Source organism: Oerskovia sp. PE-21s, from assembly GCF_056158145.1.
Genome location: NZ_JBUXJM010000002.1, coordinates 171,622 through 188,926 on the forward strand (window position 1 = coordinate 171,622; position 17,305 = coordinate 188,926).

Consider the following 17,305-nt stretch of genomic DNA (forward strand, 5'->3'; position numbering starts at 1 on the left):
GTGGGAAGCGTGAGCGACGTCACCGCGCCCGGGCGCGGACCGCACAACGGCACCCCGACGCAGCATCGACCGCCGGCGGCACCCGCCTGGCACCGGCTCGGCGGCGCGTCGGAGACCGCGGGCGCCGCAGAGGGACAGGCAGCGCCCGGGGACCCGCTCGCACCTGTCGCCCCGCCCTCCGGGATCCCCCGGGTCTCCGGCGGCGACGGGGGTACCAAGCCTCTCGACCGGCCGTCGACGCTCGTCGTGCCCGCCCCCCAGAGCAACCTCGCGATGTGGCTCGTCCTCGCCGGGGTGCTGCTCGCGGTCGCGGTGACGCTGGTCGTCGGGGCGCGCGCGGGAGTGCTGGTCCTCGTGGGGATCCTCGTCGCCGGGGCGGGAGTCCGGGCCTTCCTGCCAGGTCCGGGACCCGTGGGGCTCACGGTCCGCACCCGCTGGACCGACGTCATCATGTACCTCTTCATGGCTGGCGCCATGGGCACGCTCGCCGTCACCGTCCCCAACGTCTGACGGCCGCTGCGCCCGGGACCGCCCGGGACGGCACGAGGCCCGGCCCGCAGCAGCGGACCGGGCCTCGTCGCGTCGGCAGAGCCGCGGTGTCAGGCCTTGGGGGCCGAGCCGCCGGTCGGCTCGTCGCCCGAGGAGTCGGTGCTCGTGCCCGTCTCCGGGGTCTCGGCGACCTCGACGGTCTCGGTCACCTCGACCGTCTCGACCGTCTCGACAGCGGCCGGAGCCGCTGCGGCGGGAGACGTCGCTCCCTCGGCGACCGCGGCAGCGGTCGCGGTGCCGGCGGTGCCTGCGGACTTCTCGGCCACGACCGCGGCCTCGTCGACCACGAAGACCTCGTCCTCGGCCAGGAGGTCGTCCTGGACGGGGGCGAAGGCGAACGCACGGTAGAACAGGGCGGCGATCGCCGCGCCCGCGAGCGGGGCGACGATGAAGAGCCAGAGCTGGCCCCAGGTCCACCCGCCGGCGAAGACGGCGGCGGCGAACGAGCGGGCGGGGTTGAGCCCTGCGTTCGTGAACGGCGCGACGACGATCAGCAGCACCGTGAGGGTCAGGCCGATCGCGACCGGCGCGAGCTTGGAGTTCGAGCGCTTGTCCGTGACGCCGAGGATCACGCCGACGAAGATGGCGGCCGCGACGATCTCGATGATGAGGGCGGACCAGACGCTGAACGAGAAGGCGCCGTTCGTCGCGGTCGCGAGCGGGGAGTGCTCTCCGAAGCCGTTGGCGGTCGCGGAGAGGAAGGCCTGCTGCGTCGCGTCGGCGATCAGGCCGCTCTGCTGGAGCACGGGGAGCGCGGAGGCGGGGATGGTCGCGAAGAGCACGGCGGAGGCGATGACGCCACCGACGAGCTGGGCGAGCCAGTAGGGGAGGACGTCGGCCCAGGCGGTGCGGCCGCCGATGGCCGCGCCGAGCGTCACGGCCGGGTTGAAGTGTCCGCCGGACACGTGCCCGACCGCGGCGATCCCTCCGAGCAGCGCGATGCCACCGGCGAGAGCGACGCCGATCGTGCCCGTGCCGAGGCCGCCGACGCTGTAGAGCGCTGCGCCGAGGATCGCGAGGACGAGGAAGAACGTGCCGAAGGCTTCGGCGCCGAGCCGGGCGAGCAGGCTCGGCCCGACCACGACGGTCGTCTCGTCGACGACGACTGCGTCAGGTGCTGAAGTGTCCTGGGACATGGTGTTCCTGTCTGGTGTCTGTGAGGGGTCCGGGAAGGCCGGACGTTCGGGATGAACATGCGAGGTCGGTGCAGAACCGGCATCTCGGAGGCATCCTGCCACCGATGTCTGGGAGTTCGCTGATCAGTTCGTGACCAGTCTCACTCCGCGAGCGCGACCGCGCCAGAGGGGCGGGCCGGGGCCCGGCGGTGGGCGGCGCCGTCGGGGCGGGCCGTGCTCTGCCGCGCGCACCGGACGGAAAGTATCTTGATGTCGAGAAGTCGAGTACCCTGGGCGGCGGTCAGCATCAACGGTTCGCGCGCGCGAGTTCCGGCACTCGCCGGTAGCCCCCGGGCGGCCGCAGGTTCCCCTCGCAGAGTTGGAGTTACCCCCGCATGGGCAAGATCAAGGTCGTCAATCCGGTCGTCGAGCTCGACGGTGACGAGATGACGCGCATCATCTGGCAGTTCATCAAGGACCGCCTCATCTACCCCTACCTCGACATCGACCTCAAGTACTACGACCTGTCGATCGAGAACCGCGACGCCACCGACGACCAGGTGACGATCGACGCGGCGAACGCCATCAAGCAGTACAACGTGGGCGTCAAGTGCGCGACCATCACCCCCGACGAGGCACGCGTCGAGGAGTTCGGCCTGAAGAAGATGTGGGTCTCCCCGAACGGGACCATCCGCAACATCCTCGGTGGCGTCGTCTTCCGCGAGCCCATCATCATCTCCAACATCCCGCGCCTGGTGCCGGGCTGGAACAAGCCGATCATCATCGGCCGTCACGCGCACGGCGACCAGTACAAGGCGACCAACTTCAAGGTCCCCGGCGCCGGCACCCTGACGCTCACCTACACGCCTGCCGACGGCTCCGAGGAGATCAAGCAGACCGTCGTCACCTACGGCGACGACGGTGGCGTGGCCATGGGCATGTACAACTTCAACGAGTCCATCAAGGACTTCGCGCGCGCCTCGTTCGCGTACGGCCTGCAGCGCAACTACCCGGTGTACCTGTCGACCAAGAACACGATCCTCAAGGCCTACGACGGCCAGTTCAAGGACCTGTTCCAGGAGGTCTTCGACGCCGAGTTCAAGGACCAGTTCGAGGCCGCAGGCCTCACCTACGAGCACCGCCTCATCGACGACATGGTCGCCTCGGCCATGAAGTGGGAGGGCGGCTACGTCTGGGCCTGCAAGAACTACGACGGCGACGTCCAGTCCGACACCGTCGCGCAGGGCTTCGGCTCGCTCGGCCTCATGACGTCGGTCCTCATGACCCCGGACGGCAAGACCGTCGAGGCCGAGGCCGCGCACGGCACCGTGACGCGTCACTACCGCCAGCACCAGCAGGGCAAGCCGACGTCGACCAACCCGATCGCGTCGATCTTCGCCTGGACCCGTGGCCTCATGCACCGCGGCAAGATCGACGGCACCCCCGAGGTCACGGCGTTCGCCGAGACGCTCGAGGACGTCGTCATCAAGACGGTCGAGTCCGGCAAGATGACCAAGGACCTCGCGCTCCTGGTCGGCCCGGAGCAGGAGTGGCTCACGACCGAGGACTTCCTCGCGGCGCTCGACGAGAACCTGGCCGCCCGCCTGGCCTGATCCTCGTCCCCGCACGCCCGACGGCGCCGCTCACCTCCTCCGGTGAGCGGCGCCGTCGGGCGTTCTCGGGGGTGGGGGACGGGGCCGCGCACGGCCCGACGCGGCCCCGCGCGTGCGGCGCGGGCACCGTCCGCGGGTGTGACGGACGCCCCACGGACGAGGTTCGCGAGTACCCCTGGGGAGCGCGGGGGCGTTGTGACAGAGTGTGGCCATGACAACTCCCGTGAACGTGACCGTGACCGGAGCCGCCGGTCAGATCGGTTACGCCCTGCTGTTCCGCATCGCCGCAGGTCAGCTCCTCGGACCGGACGTGCCCGTCCGCCTGCGACTGCTCGAGATCCCCCAGGGGGTGAAGGCGGCGGAAGGCACCGCGATGGAGCTCGACGACTGCGCCTTCCCGCTGCTGGCGGGCATCGACATCTTCGACGACCCGCGCGCCGGGTTCGAGGGGGCCAACGTCGGCCTGCTCGTCGGAGCGCGTCCCCGCGGCCCGGGCATGGAGCGCGGCGACCTCCTCGAGGCCAACGGTGGCATCTTCAAGCCGCAGGGCGAGGCGATCAACGCCGGCGCGGCCGACGACGTCCGCGTGCTCGTCGTCGGGAACCCGGCGAACACCAACGCGCTCATCGCCGCGTCGAACGCCCCTGACGTGCCGAAGGACCGCTTCACGGCCATGACGCGCCTCGACCACAACCGCGCGCTGACGCAGGTCGCCAAGCGTGCGGGCGTACCCGTGTCCGAGGTCCGCAAGGTCAGCATCTGGGGCAACCACTCGGCCACGCAGTACCCGGACATCTTCCACGCCGACGTCGCAGGGCGCCCGGGCGCCGAGCTCGCCGCCGACTCGGCCTGGCTCACGGGCGAGTTCATCCCGACCGTCGCCAAGCGCGGGGCCGCGATCATCGACGCGCGCGGCGCCTCGTCAGCCGCCTCGGCCGCGAACGCCGCGATCGACCACGTGTTCGACTGGGTCAACGGCACGCCCGAGGGCGACTGGACGAGCGCGGGCATCGTGTCCGACGGGTCGTACGGCGTCCCCGAGGGCCTCATGGCCTCGTTCCCCGTGGTCTCGCGCGGCGGGAGCTGGGAGATCGTCCAGGGCCTGGAGATTTCGGACTTCTCGCGCGAGCGCATCGACGCCTCCGTCGCCGAGCTCGTCGAGGAGCGCGACGCGGTGCGCGGGCTCGGCCTGATCTGACCTCGTCCCGGGAGCCGGACCCGAGGGTGGCCACGCAGCCCGTCGTGGTCGTCTGACCACCCTCGGCGTCGGAAAATCCCTGCGTGCGCGTCGGACCCCCGCCATAGGATCGACGCGCCATGACCGATGCACCCACCGGCACTCCGACCGGCCCAGACCATGTCGTCCCTTCCCCGTCCGTCACCTCGACGGACCCCGCGCGCCGCCTCGACTGGCGGCGCCTGCGCGGGCCCCAGGCCGTCGTCGCGCTCGTCGCGCTCACGATCGGTGCGATCGGTGCCGCGTACGGCACGGTCGTCGCGGGCTGGCTCGCCGCGGACCCGACGACGGCGACGCTCCAGCTCCTCGCCGCGTGCGTCGTGGGCGCAGCCCTGCTCGATACCGTCGGACAGGTGGTCTGGGCCGGGGTCGTCGACCGGGCCGAGGGGCGCCTGCGCGGAGACCTGCTCTCCGCGGCCCTGCACCAGCCGCTGGACACCCTCACCGAGCAGGCCGTGGGCGAGGTGCTGGACCGCGTCGACGACGACACCCATGCCGTCGGCACGCTCGTGCGTCGTCAGGCGTGGGGTGCAGGACGCACGCTCGTCGGCGTGGTCCCCATGTGGGTCGTGGCCGGGCTGACGTGGTGGCCCGCGTGGATCCTGTTCCCCGTGCTCGGCCTGGTCGCCGGGCTCATCGTGCGCCCCATGCTCGGGGAGATCGCTCGCCGGAAGGTGATCGAGGAGGCGGCGTGGACGGACCATGCGGCCGCGTTCGAGGAGGCCGTGGCCGCGCGCGACGACCTGCGCACGAGCCTGGGCCAGTCGTTCGCCGTGCGCAGGCTCGCCGAACGGTCGGCGCAGGTCCACCGACGCTTCGAGTCCGTTCTCTTGGTCGAGTCGAGCATGCTCCGGCGTGCCGGGCTCGTGCTCGCCTCGCTGCTCGCAGGTGTGGCGGTCTCGGGTGCGGCGCTCGCCGCGGACGGCCAGCTGGGCGTCGACCGTCTCGTCACGCTGTTCCTGGTCACGTCGATGTTCGTGGGGCAGACCGACAACCTCGTCCACCACCTGCCCGACATCCAGGAGGGGCTCGGGGCGCTCACGCGCATCCGGCAGATGCTCTCGGTCGCCCCCGAGCCGGTGGGTGGGCGCCCCGTCCCGGAGGGCCCGGTGGGCATCGAGCTCCGGGACGTCCACTTCTCCTACGCCGAGGGCACGTTCGCCCTCGACGGCGTGAGCCTGGACGTGCCGGCCGGCGCGACGATCGGGCTCGTCGGTCGGACGGGCTCGGGCAAGTCGACCCTCGCGTCGCTGCTGTCCCGGGCGGTCGAGCCGCCCCGCGACGCGGTGTTCGTGGGCGGCGTCGACGTGCGCGACCTCGACCTGCAGGCGCTGCGCGCCGCGGTGGGCGTCGTGACCCAGCGGACCGAGATCCTCGCGGGCACGCTCGCGGAGAACGTCGCGCTGTTCGCCGACGTCCCGCGCTCGTCGATCGAGGACGCGGTGCGCGAGCTGCGCCTCGACGACTGGGTGGCCGGGCTGCCCGACGGGCTCGACACGCTGCTCGGACCCGGCGGGACGTCCCTGTCGGCGGGGGAGGAGCAGCTCGTCGCGTTCGCCCGCCTCCTGGTGCGCGACGTCCAGGTCGTCGTCCTGGACGAGGCCACGGCGCGCATGGACCCGTTGACCGAGGCACGGGTCGTGGCCGCCTCGGAGCGGCTGCTCGCGGGCCGCACGGGCGTGCTCGTCGCGCACCGGCTCACGACGATCGAACGCGCCCGCCTGATCGCGGTGCTCGACCGGGGGAGCGTCGTCCAGCAGGGTGACCGGGCCGCGCTCGCGCGGCTCGCGGGTCCCTACCGTGACCTGCTCGAGGCGAGCGTCGCGCAGGACGGGCTCGCGTCGCCGGCACCGGTCGAGGGTGCAGGCAGTCTCGAGCGCGGGGCCCGCCCGGACCACGGGCTCGACGACGCCGGTTCGAGCGGTGAGCGTCAGGCTGCGGCTCCGGGGCAGGCGGACGAGGCCGTCGGCGGTCGGCGTCGACTGGGCGCACCCCCGGTCCTCGCCGACCCGGGCGACGGCCCCAGCCTCGCGCGCGGCGTGCTGCACGCGCTGTTCGTGCGCCCGGCGTGGGGCGTCGTGGGGGCCGGGCTGTTCCTCGTGGCGAGCCTCGTCTCGGCGCAGGGAGCGGTCACCGGGTTCCTCTGGGGGCGCGCCGTCCAGGGGCTCGACGAGGGCTTCCCGGCGGGGCTGCTCGTCCCGTTCGCGGTCCTCCTCGTGATCGCGCCGCTGTGCCTCGCGCGCGCCCTGTACGTCTACCCGCGCTGGTGGATCGAGGTCCTGCTGCGCGTGCGCATGTCGGTCATGACGGGCCAGACGCGCCAGCACCGGCTCACGGCGACGCCGCCGGGCGAGGTCGTGGCGCGAGCCATGGACGCCGACCGCTTCGTGCGCTACGCGGACCGCTGGGTCGACCTCGTCAACGGGCTCGTCATCGCGGGCGTCACGGCGCTGCTCAGCCGGTCGTGGCTCGCGGGGGCCGTGCTGCTCGCGGTCATGGTCGTGTCGGCCGCTGCGTCGGCGCTCGGCCGACCGATCGCGGGTCGGTCGGCCACGCGCTCCTCGGCCGCGCGTGCCCGGTTCGGGCGGTCGCTGGTCTCGGCGCTCGACTCGGCGCGTACCGTCAAGCTCGCGGCCCGGACCCCGCAGGTGCACGCGCACCTGCACGAGGTCGACGCGGGCCGGGTGCGGGCCGCGATCTTCGAGCACCGGGTGCAGGCCGCGCTCGACGGCGTGCCGCTCGTCATGATCCAGCTCGGCGTCGTCGCGGCGTGGGCGGGTCTCCTGACGGGTACGTGGGACCTCGCGACGGCGCTCCTGGTCGCGAACGCGGTCAACGGCTTCGGGTGGTTCGGCGTCGTGGCGGGGGCGGTCGTGACCGAGGCGCCCGGCACCCGGTCCTGGCAGCGGGCGACGAGCCGCCTCGCCGCGGGGGCGGACCTCATGGACGTGCCGCCCGGCGTCGACCTGCTCACCGGTGCGGCGCCTACGCCGGCGCCCAGCCCCCGGCAGGCGCTCGAGCTCCTGGAGCTGGCGGGCGTGAGCGCGCTGCACGACGACGGCACGATCGGTGTGCAGGGCGTCGACCTGACGATCGAGCGCGGCGAGCTCGTGCTGCTGCTCGGCCAGGTGGGTGCGGGCAAGTCGAGCCTCCTCGCGGCCCTCGCCGGGCTCATGGAGCACACGGGCCACATCCGGTGGAACGGGACCGACGTCGAGGACGCGCAGACGTTCCTGCGTCCGGGGCAGGTCGCGCACGTCGCGCAGGTCCCGCGCGTGCTGTCGGGAACGTTCGCCGACAACGTGCGGCTCGGTCACGAGCGTGAGGTCCAGGGACCTGTCGCGGCCGCGCGCATGGAGCGGGACGTGGTCGAGGCGGGCGGGCACGGGGCGCTCGTGGGGCATCGCGGTGTGCGGCTCTCGGGCGGTCAGGTGCAGCGGCTCGCGCTCGCCCGGGCGCTCGCGACCGACGCCGAGCTCCTCCTGGCCGACGACGTGTCGAGCGCCCTGGACGCCGCGACGGAGATCGAGCTGTGGTCGTCGCTGCGCGAGCGCGGGACCACCGTGATCGGTTCGACCTCGAAGCGCGCGGCTCTCGCGCGGGCAGACCGGGTCGTCGTCCTGCACGAGGGTGCGGTCGCGGAGGTCGGGCCGTGGCGCGACCTGGCGCCGAGGTGGGGGCATCTCGCGGGCTGACCCGCAGCGTCGATTCGTCCCGTTCCGAACCTCGAGGCCGGTCGGGCAGCTCAGCCGAGCTGTCCGACCGGCCTCGTTCGGCGTTCCCCGACAACAAACTCTTGCTGCAACTTTCTGCAAGGGCTACAGTCTGGGTCAGCCGGCGGCGGGGAGCGCCCGGCTCGGGAGACCACGCGGAGCGCAGAGGCTCGGTCGCCCGGCGGTGCGTTCGCACGTCCGACTCCCCGGTGACAAGGGAGTCCTCATGCCAGCACCTGCCCCCAGGCGGTCCTCCAGACCGCGCCGCACCACAGCCTCCCTCGCGGCCATTTCGGTCGCGCTGACCGGGCTGACCGGCTTCACGGCCGTCGCCAACGCGGCGACCGCCCCCGCGGCGACCGCGAACGATGCGGCCCGCACCTTCGCGCTCGTCGGCAGCCTCCAGGACGAGGCGGGCTGTGCGGCGGACTGGGACCCGGCCTGCGCCGCGACCGAGCTCGTGCCGACCGGCACCGACGGCGTCTTCTCGGCCGACTTCCAGGTGCCGGCGGGCACCTACGAGTACAAGGTCGCCGTGAACGACTCGTGGGACGAGGCGTACGGCCTGAACGGCGGTGCGGACAACATCCCGCTGGTCGTCGGTGGCCCCACGACCCTGCGCTTCACGTTCGACGACGTCGCCAAGCGCGTCTCGCTCGCGCCCGTCGGGCTCGGGGGAGCCTACGACGAGGCGACCGACGCGCCGATCGTGACCCCGCCCGTGCGCCAGCCGGGCTCGGACGAGCAGTTCTACTTCGTCATGACGGACCGCTTCGCGGACGGCGACCCGACCAACAACGAGGCCGGCATCGAGGGCGGTGCGCTGCGCTCGGGCTACGACCCCACGAACAAGGGCTTCTACCAGGGTGGCGACATCCAGGGCCTGCGCGACCAGCTCGACTACATCGAAGGACTCGGGACCACCGCGATCTGGCTCACGCCGTCGTTCAAGAACAACCCGGTCCAGGGCGAGGGCGAGAACGCCTCGGCGGGCTACCACGGCTACTGGGTCACGGACTTCACGCAGATCGACCCGCACCTGGGGACCAACGCCGAGCTCGAGGCGCTCATCGACGAGGCGCACGCCAAGGGCATCAAGGTCTACTTCGACATCATCACCAACCACACGGCCGACCTGATCGACAACGAGCAGAAGCAGTACTCGTACGTCGACCAGGCGACCGCACCGTACAAGGACGCAGCGGGCGACGTGTTCGACCCGGCCGACCACGCGGGCAAGGACACGTTCCCCGCGATGGACCCCACGACGTCGTTCCCCTACACGCCCGTGGTCGCCGACGACGCGAAGGACGCCAAGGTCCCCGCGTGGCTCAACGACACGACGCTCTACCACAACCGCGGCAACTCGACGTGGTCCGGCGAGTCGGTGACCTACGGCGACTTCGACGGCCTGGACGACCTCATGACCGAGAACCCGCGCGTCGTCGACGGGTTCGTCGACGTCTACCAGGGCTGGGTCGACCTCGGCATCGACGGCTTCCGCATCGACACGGTCAAGCACGTCAACTTCGAGTTCTGGGAGACCTGGACCACCGAGGTCCTCGACTACGCCCACTCGAAGGGCAAGGACGACTTCTTCATGTTCGGCGAGATCTACGACGCCGACGCCGCCAAGCTCTCGCCCTACGTGCGCAAGACGGACATGAGCTCAGTGCTCGACTTCGCGTTCCAGTCCTCGGCCGCGAGCTTCGCGAGCGGCAACAGCGCCAAGGGCCTGTCCCAGCTCTTCGCGAGCGACGACATGTACACGACGCCCGACTCGTCGGCCTCGGCGCTGCCCACCTTCCTCGGCAACCACGACATGGGCCGGATCGGGTACCTGCTGCAGACCACGGGCGACGCGCAGCGTCGCGACGAGCTCGCGCACGACCTCATGTACCTCACTCGCGGCCAGCCCGTCGTCTACTACGGCGACGAGCAGGGCTTCGCGGGCGTGGGCGACGGCAAGGACAAGAACGCTCGTCAGTCGCTGTTCGCGACCCAGGTCGGCGAGTACGCGGACCAGCCGCTCGTCACGGGCGAGACCGCCGGCAGCCAGGACCGCTACGACACCACGTCGCCGCTCTACACCCACATCGCGGAGCTCTCCGCGCTGCGTGCGGACAACCCGGCGCTCGCCACCGGGGCTCAGATCGAGCGCTACACGGACTCGGGTGCGGGTGTCTACGCCTTCTCGCGCGTGGACCGCACCGAGAAGGTCGAGCATCTCGTGGGGCTCAACAACTCGACCGCGGCCAAGACGGTCAGCTTCACGACGCTCACGCCGGGAGCGACGTACACGCCGCTCCTCGGGGGCGACCCCGTCACGGCAGGTGCCGACGGCACGGTCTCGCTCACGGTCCCGGCCCTGGGCTCGGTCGTCCTGAAGGCCGACCGCACGGTGGGCGTCGAGTCGACGGGCGACGTGTCGGTCACGGTCCCGGCCGCGGGAGCGGGACTCACCGGGATCGCCCCGGTCAGCGCGGACGTCGACGACGCCGCGTGGTCCGAGACCAGCTTCGCGTGGCGCGTCGTCGGGACGGACGAGTGGCAGGGCCTCGGCACGGCCGAGGACACCTCGCCGCGCGTCTTCCACGACGTGAGCGACCTGGCGAAGGGCACGCTCGTCGAGTACCGCGCCGTGACGGTCGATGCCGACGGCGACCGGGCCGCGTCCTCGACGTTCGCGAGCGTGGGGAACGCGGTGAGCGGTGACGAGGAGGTCGAGCCCCCGACGGACATCGACCTGGTCACCGTCCCCGGCAGCCACAACTCCGAGATGGGCTGCGCGGGCGACTGGGCTCCCGGCTGCGAGGCCGCGAAGCTCACGAAGCGCGCCGACGGCGTCTACGCGGGCACGTTCGACGTCCCGGCCGGGACGTACGAGTACAAGGTCGCGATCAACGGCTCGTGGGACCTCAACTACGGCGTGGGCGGCGCGAAGGACGGCTCCAACGCGACGTACACGACTGCGGGCGGCCCGGTGACGTTCTACTGGGACCCGGTCTCGCACGACTTCTCGAGCACGGCCCAGGGCCCGATCGTCACGGTCGCGGGCTCGTTCCAGGACCAGCTCGGCTGCTCGGCAGCCTGGTCTCCGGACTGCCTGGGGTCGTGGTTGCGCGACCCGGACGGTGACGGCGTCTACACGTTCACGACGTCGGCGCTCGCCACGGGCGCCTACGAGGGCAAGGTCACGCACGGCATGAGCTGGGCCGAGAACTACGGCGTCGGCGGCGTCAAGGACGGCCAGAACTACTCGTTCAGCGCGACCGAGGGCAAGGCCGTGACGTTCTCCTACGTGCTGGCGACGCACGTCCTGACGATCGAGGTGGCGGACCCGCCGCTGCCCGGCACGGGCCAGCAGGCGGCGCACTGGGTGAGCAAGGACCTGGTCGCGTGGCCGCGCGAGCTCCTCGCCGGGGCGGACCCGGCGATGCTGGGCTGGACGCTCTACACGGCGCCGACGGGCGGCCTGAGCGTTGCGGACGGCGCGGTCGTCGCCCCGGAGGGGTCGTCGACCCTGGGGCTGGCCTACGACCCGGCGGGCCTGCCCGACGACGTCGTAGCCGACTTCCCGGCCCTCGCCGACGCGGTGGCCCTGCGGGTCACGGGCACCGACGGCGAGCCGATCTCCGTGGACGCGGCGACCGCCGCGCTCACGGGTCAGCTCCTGGTCGCCCAGCGCGGCGGACCCGCGGCCGACGCACCGCTCACCGCGACGACCGGGGTGCAGCTTCCGGGCGTCCTGGACGACCTGTTCGCCGAGGGCGCCGCGGACCGCACGCTCGGCGCGAGCATCTACACCAACGGCAAGTGGGCCTCGTTCGCCCTGTGGGCTCCCACCGCCAAGAAGGTCACTCTCCTCGCGTGGCCCGGCACGGGCGACGCCGCGGACCTGACGACCGAGGACGCGCGGCGGTTCCCCGCCGAGCGTCAGTCGGACGGGACGTGGACGGTCGACGGGAAGGACGCCGACAAGAAGTTCGGCTGGGTCGGGGCCCGGTACCTCTACGAGGTCGAGGTCTTCGTCCCGTCGACCGGCAAGGTCGAGACGAACGTCGTGACCGACCCGTACTCGCTCGGGCTCACGCTCAACTCGACGCACTCGGTCGTGGTGGACCTCGACGCGAAGACCACGCAGCCCAAGGTCTGGAAGGACACCAAGGCTCCCGTCGTGGAGCGAGCCGTCGACCAGACGATCTACGAGCTGCACGTGCGGGACTTCTCGATCGCCGACACCACCGTGCCGGCCCCCAAGCGCGGCACGTACCTCGCGTTCGGCGAGAAGAAGTCGGCCGGCATGAAGCACCTCGCCGAGCTCGCCGACGCGGGCCTGACGACGGTGCACCTGCTGCCGACGTTCGACATCGCGACCATTGAGGAGGACCGGGCCGAGCAGTCGGTCACCGGTGACCTGAGCGGCTTCGCGCCCGACGGCACCGAGCAGCAGGCGGCCGTGTCCGCGATCCAGGGCACGGACGGCTTCAACTGGGGCTACGACCCGCTGCACTTCTCCACGCCCGAGGGCTCGTACGCCGTCGACGCGGAGGGGGCCGCGCGCGTCGCCGAGTTCCGCACCATGGTCGGGTCGCTGCACCAGACCGGGCTCCAGGTCGTGCTCGACCAGGTGTTCAACCACACCGCGGCCAGCGGCCAGGACGCCAAGAGCGTGCTGGACAAGGTCGTGCCCGGCTACTACCACCGCCAGAACACGACGACCGGCGCGGTCGAGACCAGCACGTGCTGCCAGAACCTCGCGACCGAGCACGCCATGACGGGCAAGCTCATGGTCGACTCGGTCGTCACGTGGGCCCGCGACTACAAGGTCGACGGCTTCCGCTTCGACCTCATGGGACACCACTCGAAGCAGAACATGCTCGACGTCCGGGCCGCGCTCGACGAGCTCACACCGAAGAAGGACGGCGTCGACGGCAAGGCCGTGTACCTGTACGGCGAGGGCTGGAACTTCGGCGAGGTCGCGGACAACGCGCTGTTCGAGCAGGCCACGCAGGGCCAGCTCAGTGGCACGGGTATCGGCACGTTCTCCGACCGTCTGCGCGACGCGGTCCACGGCGGGTCCCCCGTCGACGGGGCCTCGACGTTCACGCAGGGCTTCGGCACGGGCCTCGCGACCGACCCGAACGGGCAGCCCGCCCGGGCGGGGGAGCCGGGCACGGTGAACGACGGGTCTCCCGACGAGCTCGCAGCGCTGGGGCACGAGACGGACCTGGTCCGGCTGGGGCTCGCGGGCAACCTGCGCAGCTTCACGTTCACGACCTCGACGGGCGAGACCCGGCGCGGCGACGAGATCGACTACCGGGGCGCGCCCGCGGGCTACGCGGACTCGCCCGAGGAGATCATCAGCTACGTCGACGCGCACGACAACGAGACGCTGTTCGACCTGCTGACCCTCAAGCTGCCGGCGGACACGTCGATGGCCGACCGGGTGCGCATGAACAACGTCTCGCTCGCCACGACGGCCCTGTCGCAGACGCCCTCGCTGTGGCACGCGGGCACCGACCTGCTGCGCTCCAAGTCGCTCGACCGCAACAGCTACGACTCGGGCGACTGGTACAACGCGATCGACTGGACCGGGACGGACAACGGGTTCGGCAAGGGCCTGCCGCTCGAGGCCGACAACGGCGAGAAGTGGCCGCTCATGGCGCCGTTGCTGGCGAACCCGGCCCTCAAGCCGGTCGCGCAGGACATCGAGGCGGCGTCCGACAACGCGGCCGACCTGCTGCGGCTGCGTTCCTCGACGGACCTGTTCCGCCTGGGCAGCGCGGACCTGATCAACCAGAAGGTCACGTTCCCCGACGCGGGGACCGGCCAGACGCCCGGCGTGATCGTCATGAGCATCGACGACACGGTCGGGGCGGACGTGGACAAGGAGCTCGACGGCGCGCTCGTCGTCTTCAACGCCTCGCCCGACGCGGTCACGCAGACGGTCGACGGTCTGGCGGGGCGCCAGTACGCGCTCTCGCCGATCCAGGCCGACGGTCACGACGACGTCGTCAAGGCGACCACGTGGGACGCGGCGACCGGCACGGTCACCGTCCCGGCCCGCTCGGTCGCGGTGCTCGTCGAGCCGCGTGCCACGAAGGTCGAGCTGACCGCCTCGGCGCGCACCCAGTGCGTCGCGGGCCGGGTGACGGTCACGGTCAGCGCGGTCAACGCCGGGAAGGTCCCGGCGACGGTCAAGGTCGAGACGCCGATCGGTGCCAAGACCTTCACCGGGGTGCTGCCGGGCAAGTCCGCCCAGCAGACCTTCGCGACCCGCCAGGCGCAGGTCCCCGCCGCGACCGCCACGGTCACGGGCACGGCGACGATCGGCGGCACGGAGGTCCGGACGGGCTACGACGTGTCGTACGCCGCGCGTGAGTGTGGCTAGCGCCTCCGGGTGAACGAGCGAGAGCGGAGCTCGTGCGCGACGTGCCGGACACGTCGCGCACGGGCTCCGCTCTCGGTGCGTGCGGGGACTAGACCGCGTCGAGCCGGGCCCGCACCTCCGGGTCGAGGTCCAGGTCCGCCGCCCCGAGCAGCTCGTCGAGCTGCGCGACGCTGCTCGGACCGATCACCGGGACGACCGGCACCGGGCCGCCGAGCAGCCACGCGAGCGCGACCTGGTTGGGCGTCGCGCCGATCTGCCGCGCGACGTCGTGCAGCACGCGGCGCCGCTCGAGCGAGGTCGGGTGCCCGTAGCCCTCCCACAGCTCCTTGTCGTCGCGCACCATGGCGCCCTGCAGCAGCGGGGAGTAGGCCGTGACCGCGAGCGGGGGGCGCTCGTCGGTCCCCGTCGAGCGCGCGTAGTCGAGCAGCTCGGGCGAGGCCCAGTTGTGCCGGTCGGGGTCCGGCGTCGGGTAGAGGTAGCTGAGCTGCTCCTGGACCACCCCGTACGGCGCGACGCCCTGTCGCAGCGCCTCCTCGCGCGCCTCGACCACGCGCCACAGCGCGACGTTCGAGATGCCCGAGATCCCGACGGCGCCCTCGGCCTGGAGCTTGCCGAACGCCCCGACGGTCTCCGCGAGCGGGGTGTCGAGGTCGTCGACGTGCCCGTAGAGGACGTCGAGCCGGTCGACGCCCAGGTGCCGCAGGCTCTCGTACGCCTCCCAGGCCACCGTCTCGGCCGCGAGCCCCTGGAAGTTGGTCGGGGGAGTGTTGGACAGAGGCAGGGCGGGGTCCTTCTTGGCCGCGCCGAGCTTGGTCGCGATGCGGACGTGCCCTCGCGCCCCGCGGCTCGTGAGCCAGCGGTTGAGCAGGTCCTCGCTGTCGCGGCCCAGGCCGCCCGCCCAGTAGCTGTAGTTGTTGGCCGTGTCGAGGAACGTGCCTCCGGCCTCGACGTAGCGGTCGAGGATCGCGAACGACGTCTCCTCGTCCGTCAGCGTGCCCATGTTCATGGTGCCGAGGCACAGCGTGCTGACGTCGAACGACGTCCGGCCGTCGCCGAGGGTGCGGTAGCGCATGGTGGTCTCCTGCTCAGAGTGCTGCTGGTTGACGGTCTCCACGCTAGGAGTCGAGCGGCCTGGGTGTACGGTCCATTGACATGGCATCTGACCAGACCAATGTGCGGCGCGAACACGAGACGAGCGTGCCGCTCCGCTCGCCTCGTGCGTCCGGTCTGCCCAGCCCCGGCCCGACGACGGCGCTCGCCTGGGAGACCGTCCTCGACCTGGGCACGGGCCCCGGCCCGCTCCACCGGCGGCTCGAGGACTCGGTGCGCGAGGCCGTCCACCTCGGACGCGTCCCACCCGGGGCCGCCCTGCCCCCGAGCCGCGTGCTCGCCGACACCCTGGGCGTCTCGCGCTGGGTCGTGACCGAGGCCTACGGTCAGCTCGTCGCCGAAGGGGCGCTCGAGTCCCGGACAGGGTCGGGGACCAGGGTCCCGCTCACGGCCCGGACCGGCACCCGGGCGACCGGCCCCGAGGCCCGGGCGACGCCGTCGGGCACGGGAAGGCTGCCCACCACCCGGGCCCGACTCGACCTGGGGCCCGGCGTGCCCGACCTGCGGCACGTACCGCGCGCCGCCTGGGTCCGCGCGCTGCGCGAGGCCCTCGCCGAGGCGCCCGACGCTTACCTCGCGGCCCCCGACCCCACGGGCCATCCCGCGACGCGGGCGGCGCTCGCGGAATACCTCGCCCGCGCCCGGCACGTGCGCGCGGGCGGGGGCGACGTCGTCGTGACGCACGGCGCCGACGACGCCATGCGGCGCGTCGCGGCGGCGCTCCACGGGGCCGGGCACCGGGCCCTGCTCGTCGAGGACCCGAGCTGGTCGCGCCTGCGCGAGACCGCGGCCGCCGCGGGGCTCACGCCCGTGCCGGTCCCGGTCGACGCCGACGGGATCGACGTCGATGCGCTCCTCGCCGCGGCGGGCCGGACCGGCGCGCGCGCCGTGCTCGTGACCCCCGCCCACCAGTTCCCCACGGGCGCGGCCCTCTCGCCCGCGCGGCGCGAGGCGCTCGTGGGGTGGGCGCGCGACGTCGACGGGCTGGTCGTCGAGGACGACTACGACGCCGAGTTCCGCTACGACCGTCGGCCCGTGGCGGCGATGCAAGGGCTCGCGCCCGACCGCGTGGTGCTGCTGGGCTCGCTGAGCAAGACGCTCTCGCCCGCGTTCGGGCTCGGGTGGGCGGTGCTGCCGCCGGGGTGGCGGGACCCGGTGGTCGACCGGGGCGGGGCCGGTCCGTCGACGATCGACCAGCTCGCGCTCGCCCGGTTCGTGACGTCGGGGGCGTACGAGCGGCACCTGCGCGCTGCGCGGGGACGGTTCCGACGGCGCCGGCAGGTGCTCGTCGAGGCGCTCGGGAAGGCGCTGCCCGGGACGCTCGTCACGGGGATCGCCGCGGGCATGCACGCCGTGGTCGAGCTGCCGGACGGCGTCGTGGCCACGGACGTGGTGCGCGAGGCGGCGCTGCGCGAGGTCAACGTCGCGGCGATCGAGCGGTACCGGGCGACGGCCGGCGGTCGCGACGCCGGGAGAGACCGGCTCGTCGTCGGGTACGGCAACCTCGCGGACGCGCGCGTCGAGGAGGCCGTGGCGCGGCTCGCGGCGGCGGTGCGGGCCGCGGGGAGGTAGGG

At 72.6% G+C, this 17,305-nt stretch carries 8 protein-coding genes; 6 read left to right on the forward strand and 2 right to left on the reverse strand.

Annotated features, from left to right (window positions below):
- The first annotated feature begins 9 nt into the window (after positions 1-9).
- Positions 10-510 carry a DUF3017 domain-containing protein gene (locus tag ACZDYF_RS03770; RefSeq protein ID WP_475053543.1) on the forward strand — a complete coding sequence of 167 codons (501 nt, stop codon included), beginning with the start codon at positions 10-12 and terminating at the stop codon, positions 508-510.
- 89 nt (positions 511-599) lie between these two features.
- On the opposite strand, the gene ACZDYF_RS03775 is transcribed toward ACZDYF_RS03770, so the two are convergent.
- Positions 600-1,685, reverse strand: a complete 1,086-nt coding sequence (locus ACZDYF_RS03775) for an aquaporin (RefSeq protein WP_475053546.1) — start codon at positions 1,683-1,685, stop codon at positions 600-602.
- A 374-nt stretch (positions 1,686-2,059) separates the two neighbouring features.
- Here ACZDYF_RS03775 and ACZDYF_RS03780 point away from each other — a divergent pair, with 374 nt between their 5' ends.
- The 4 genes from ACZDYF_RS03780 to pulA all read left to right on the forward strand — a co-directional run bounded on the left by ACZDYF_RS03780 (position 2,060) and on the right by pulA (position 14,621).
- Complete coding sequence (locus ACZDYF_RS03780; RefSeq protein WP_191789421.1) at positions 2,060-3,277, forward strand: NADP-dependent isocitrate dehydrogenase; 1,218 nt, start codon at positions 2,060-2,062, stop codon at positions 3,275-3,277.
- 211 nt (positions 3,278-3,488) lie between these two features.
- Entirely contained in the window at positions 3,489-4,475 is a 987-nt protein-coding gene (locus tag ACZDYF_RS03785) for a malate dehydrogenase (protein WP_475053552.1), read from the forward strand.
- Positions 4,476-4,594: 119 nt separating this feature from the next.
- Positions 4,595-8,209, forward strand: coding sequence for an ATP-binding cassette domain-containing protein (locus ACZDYF_RS03790; protein WP_475053554.1), 3,615 nt, complete (start codon positions 4,595-4,597; stop codon positions 8,207-8,209).
- Between the two features lie 244 nt (positions 8,210-8,453).
- On the forward strand, positions 8,454-14,621 hold the full coding sequence (gene pulA / locus ACZDYF_RS03795; protein ID WP_475053558.1) for a pullulanase-type alpha-1,6-glucosidase: 6,168 nt from the start codon (positions 8,454-8,456) through the stop codon (positions 14,619-14,621).
- 88 nt (positions 14,622-14,709) lie between these two features.
- On the opposite strand, the gene ACZDYF_RS03800 is transcribed toward pulA, so the two are convergent.
- A complete protein-coding gene (locus ACZDYF_RS03800; protein ID WP_475053562.1) occupies positions 14,710-15,735 on the reverse strand; it encodes an aldo/keto reductase in 1,026 nt (341 codons plus the stop codon).
- Between the two features lie 38 nt (positions 15,736-15,773).
- On the opposite strand from ACZDYF_RS03800, the gene pdxR reads away from it, so the two are divergent.
- On the forward strand, positions 15,774-17,303 hold the full coding sequence (pdxR, locus tag ACZDYF_RS03805) for a MocR-like pyridoxine biosynthesis transcription factor PdxR (RefSeq protein ID WP_475053567.1): 1,530 nt from the start codon (positions 15,774-15,776) through the stop codon (positions 17,301-17,303).
- Positions 17,304-17,305: the final 2 nt, after the last annotated feature.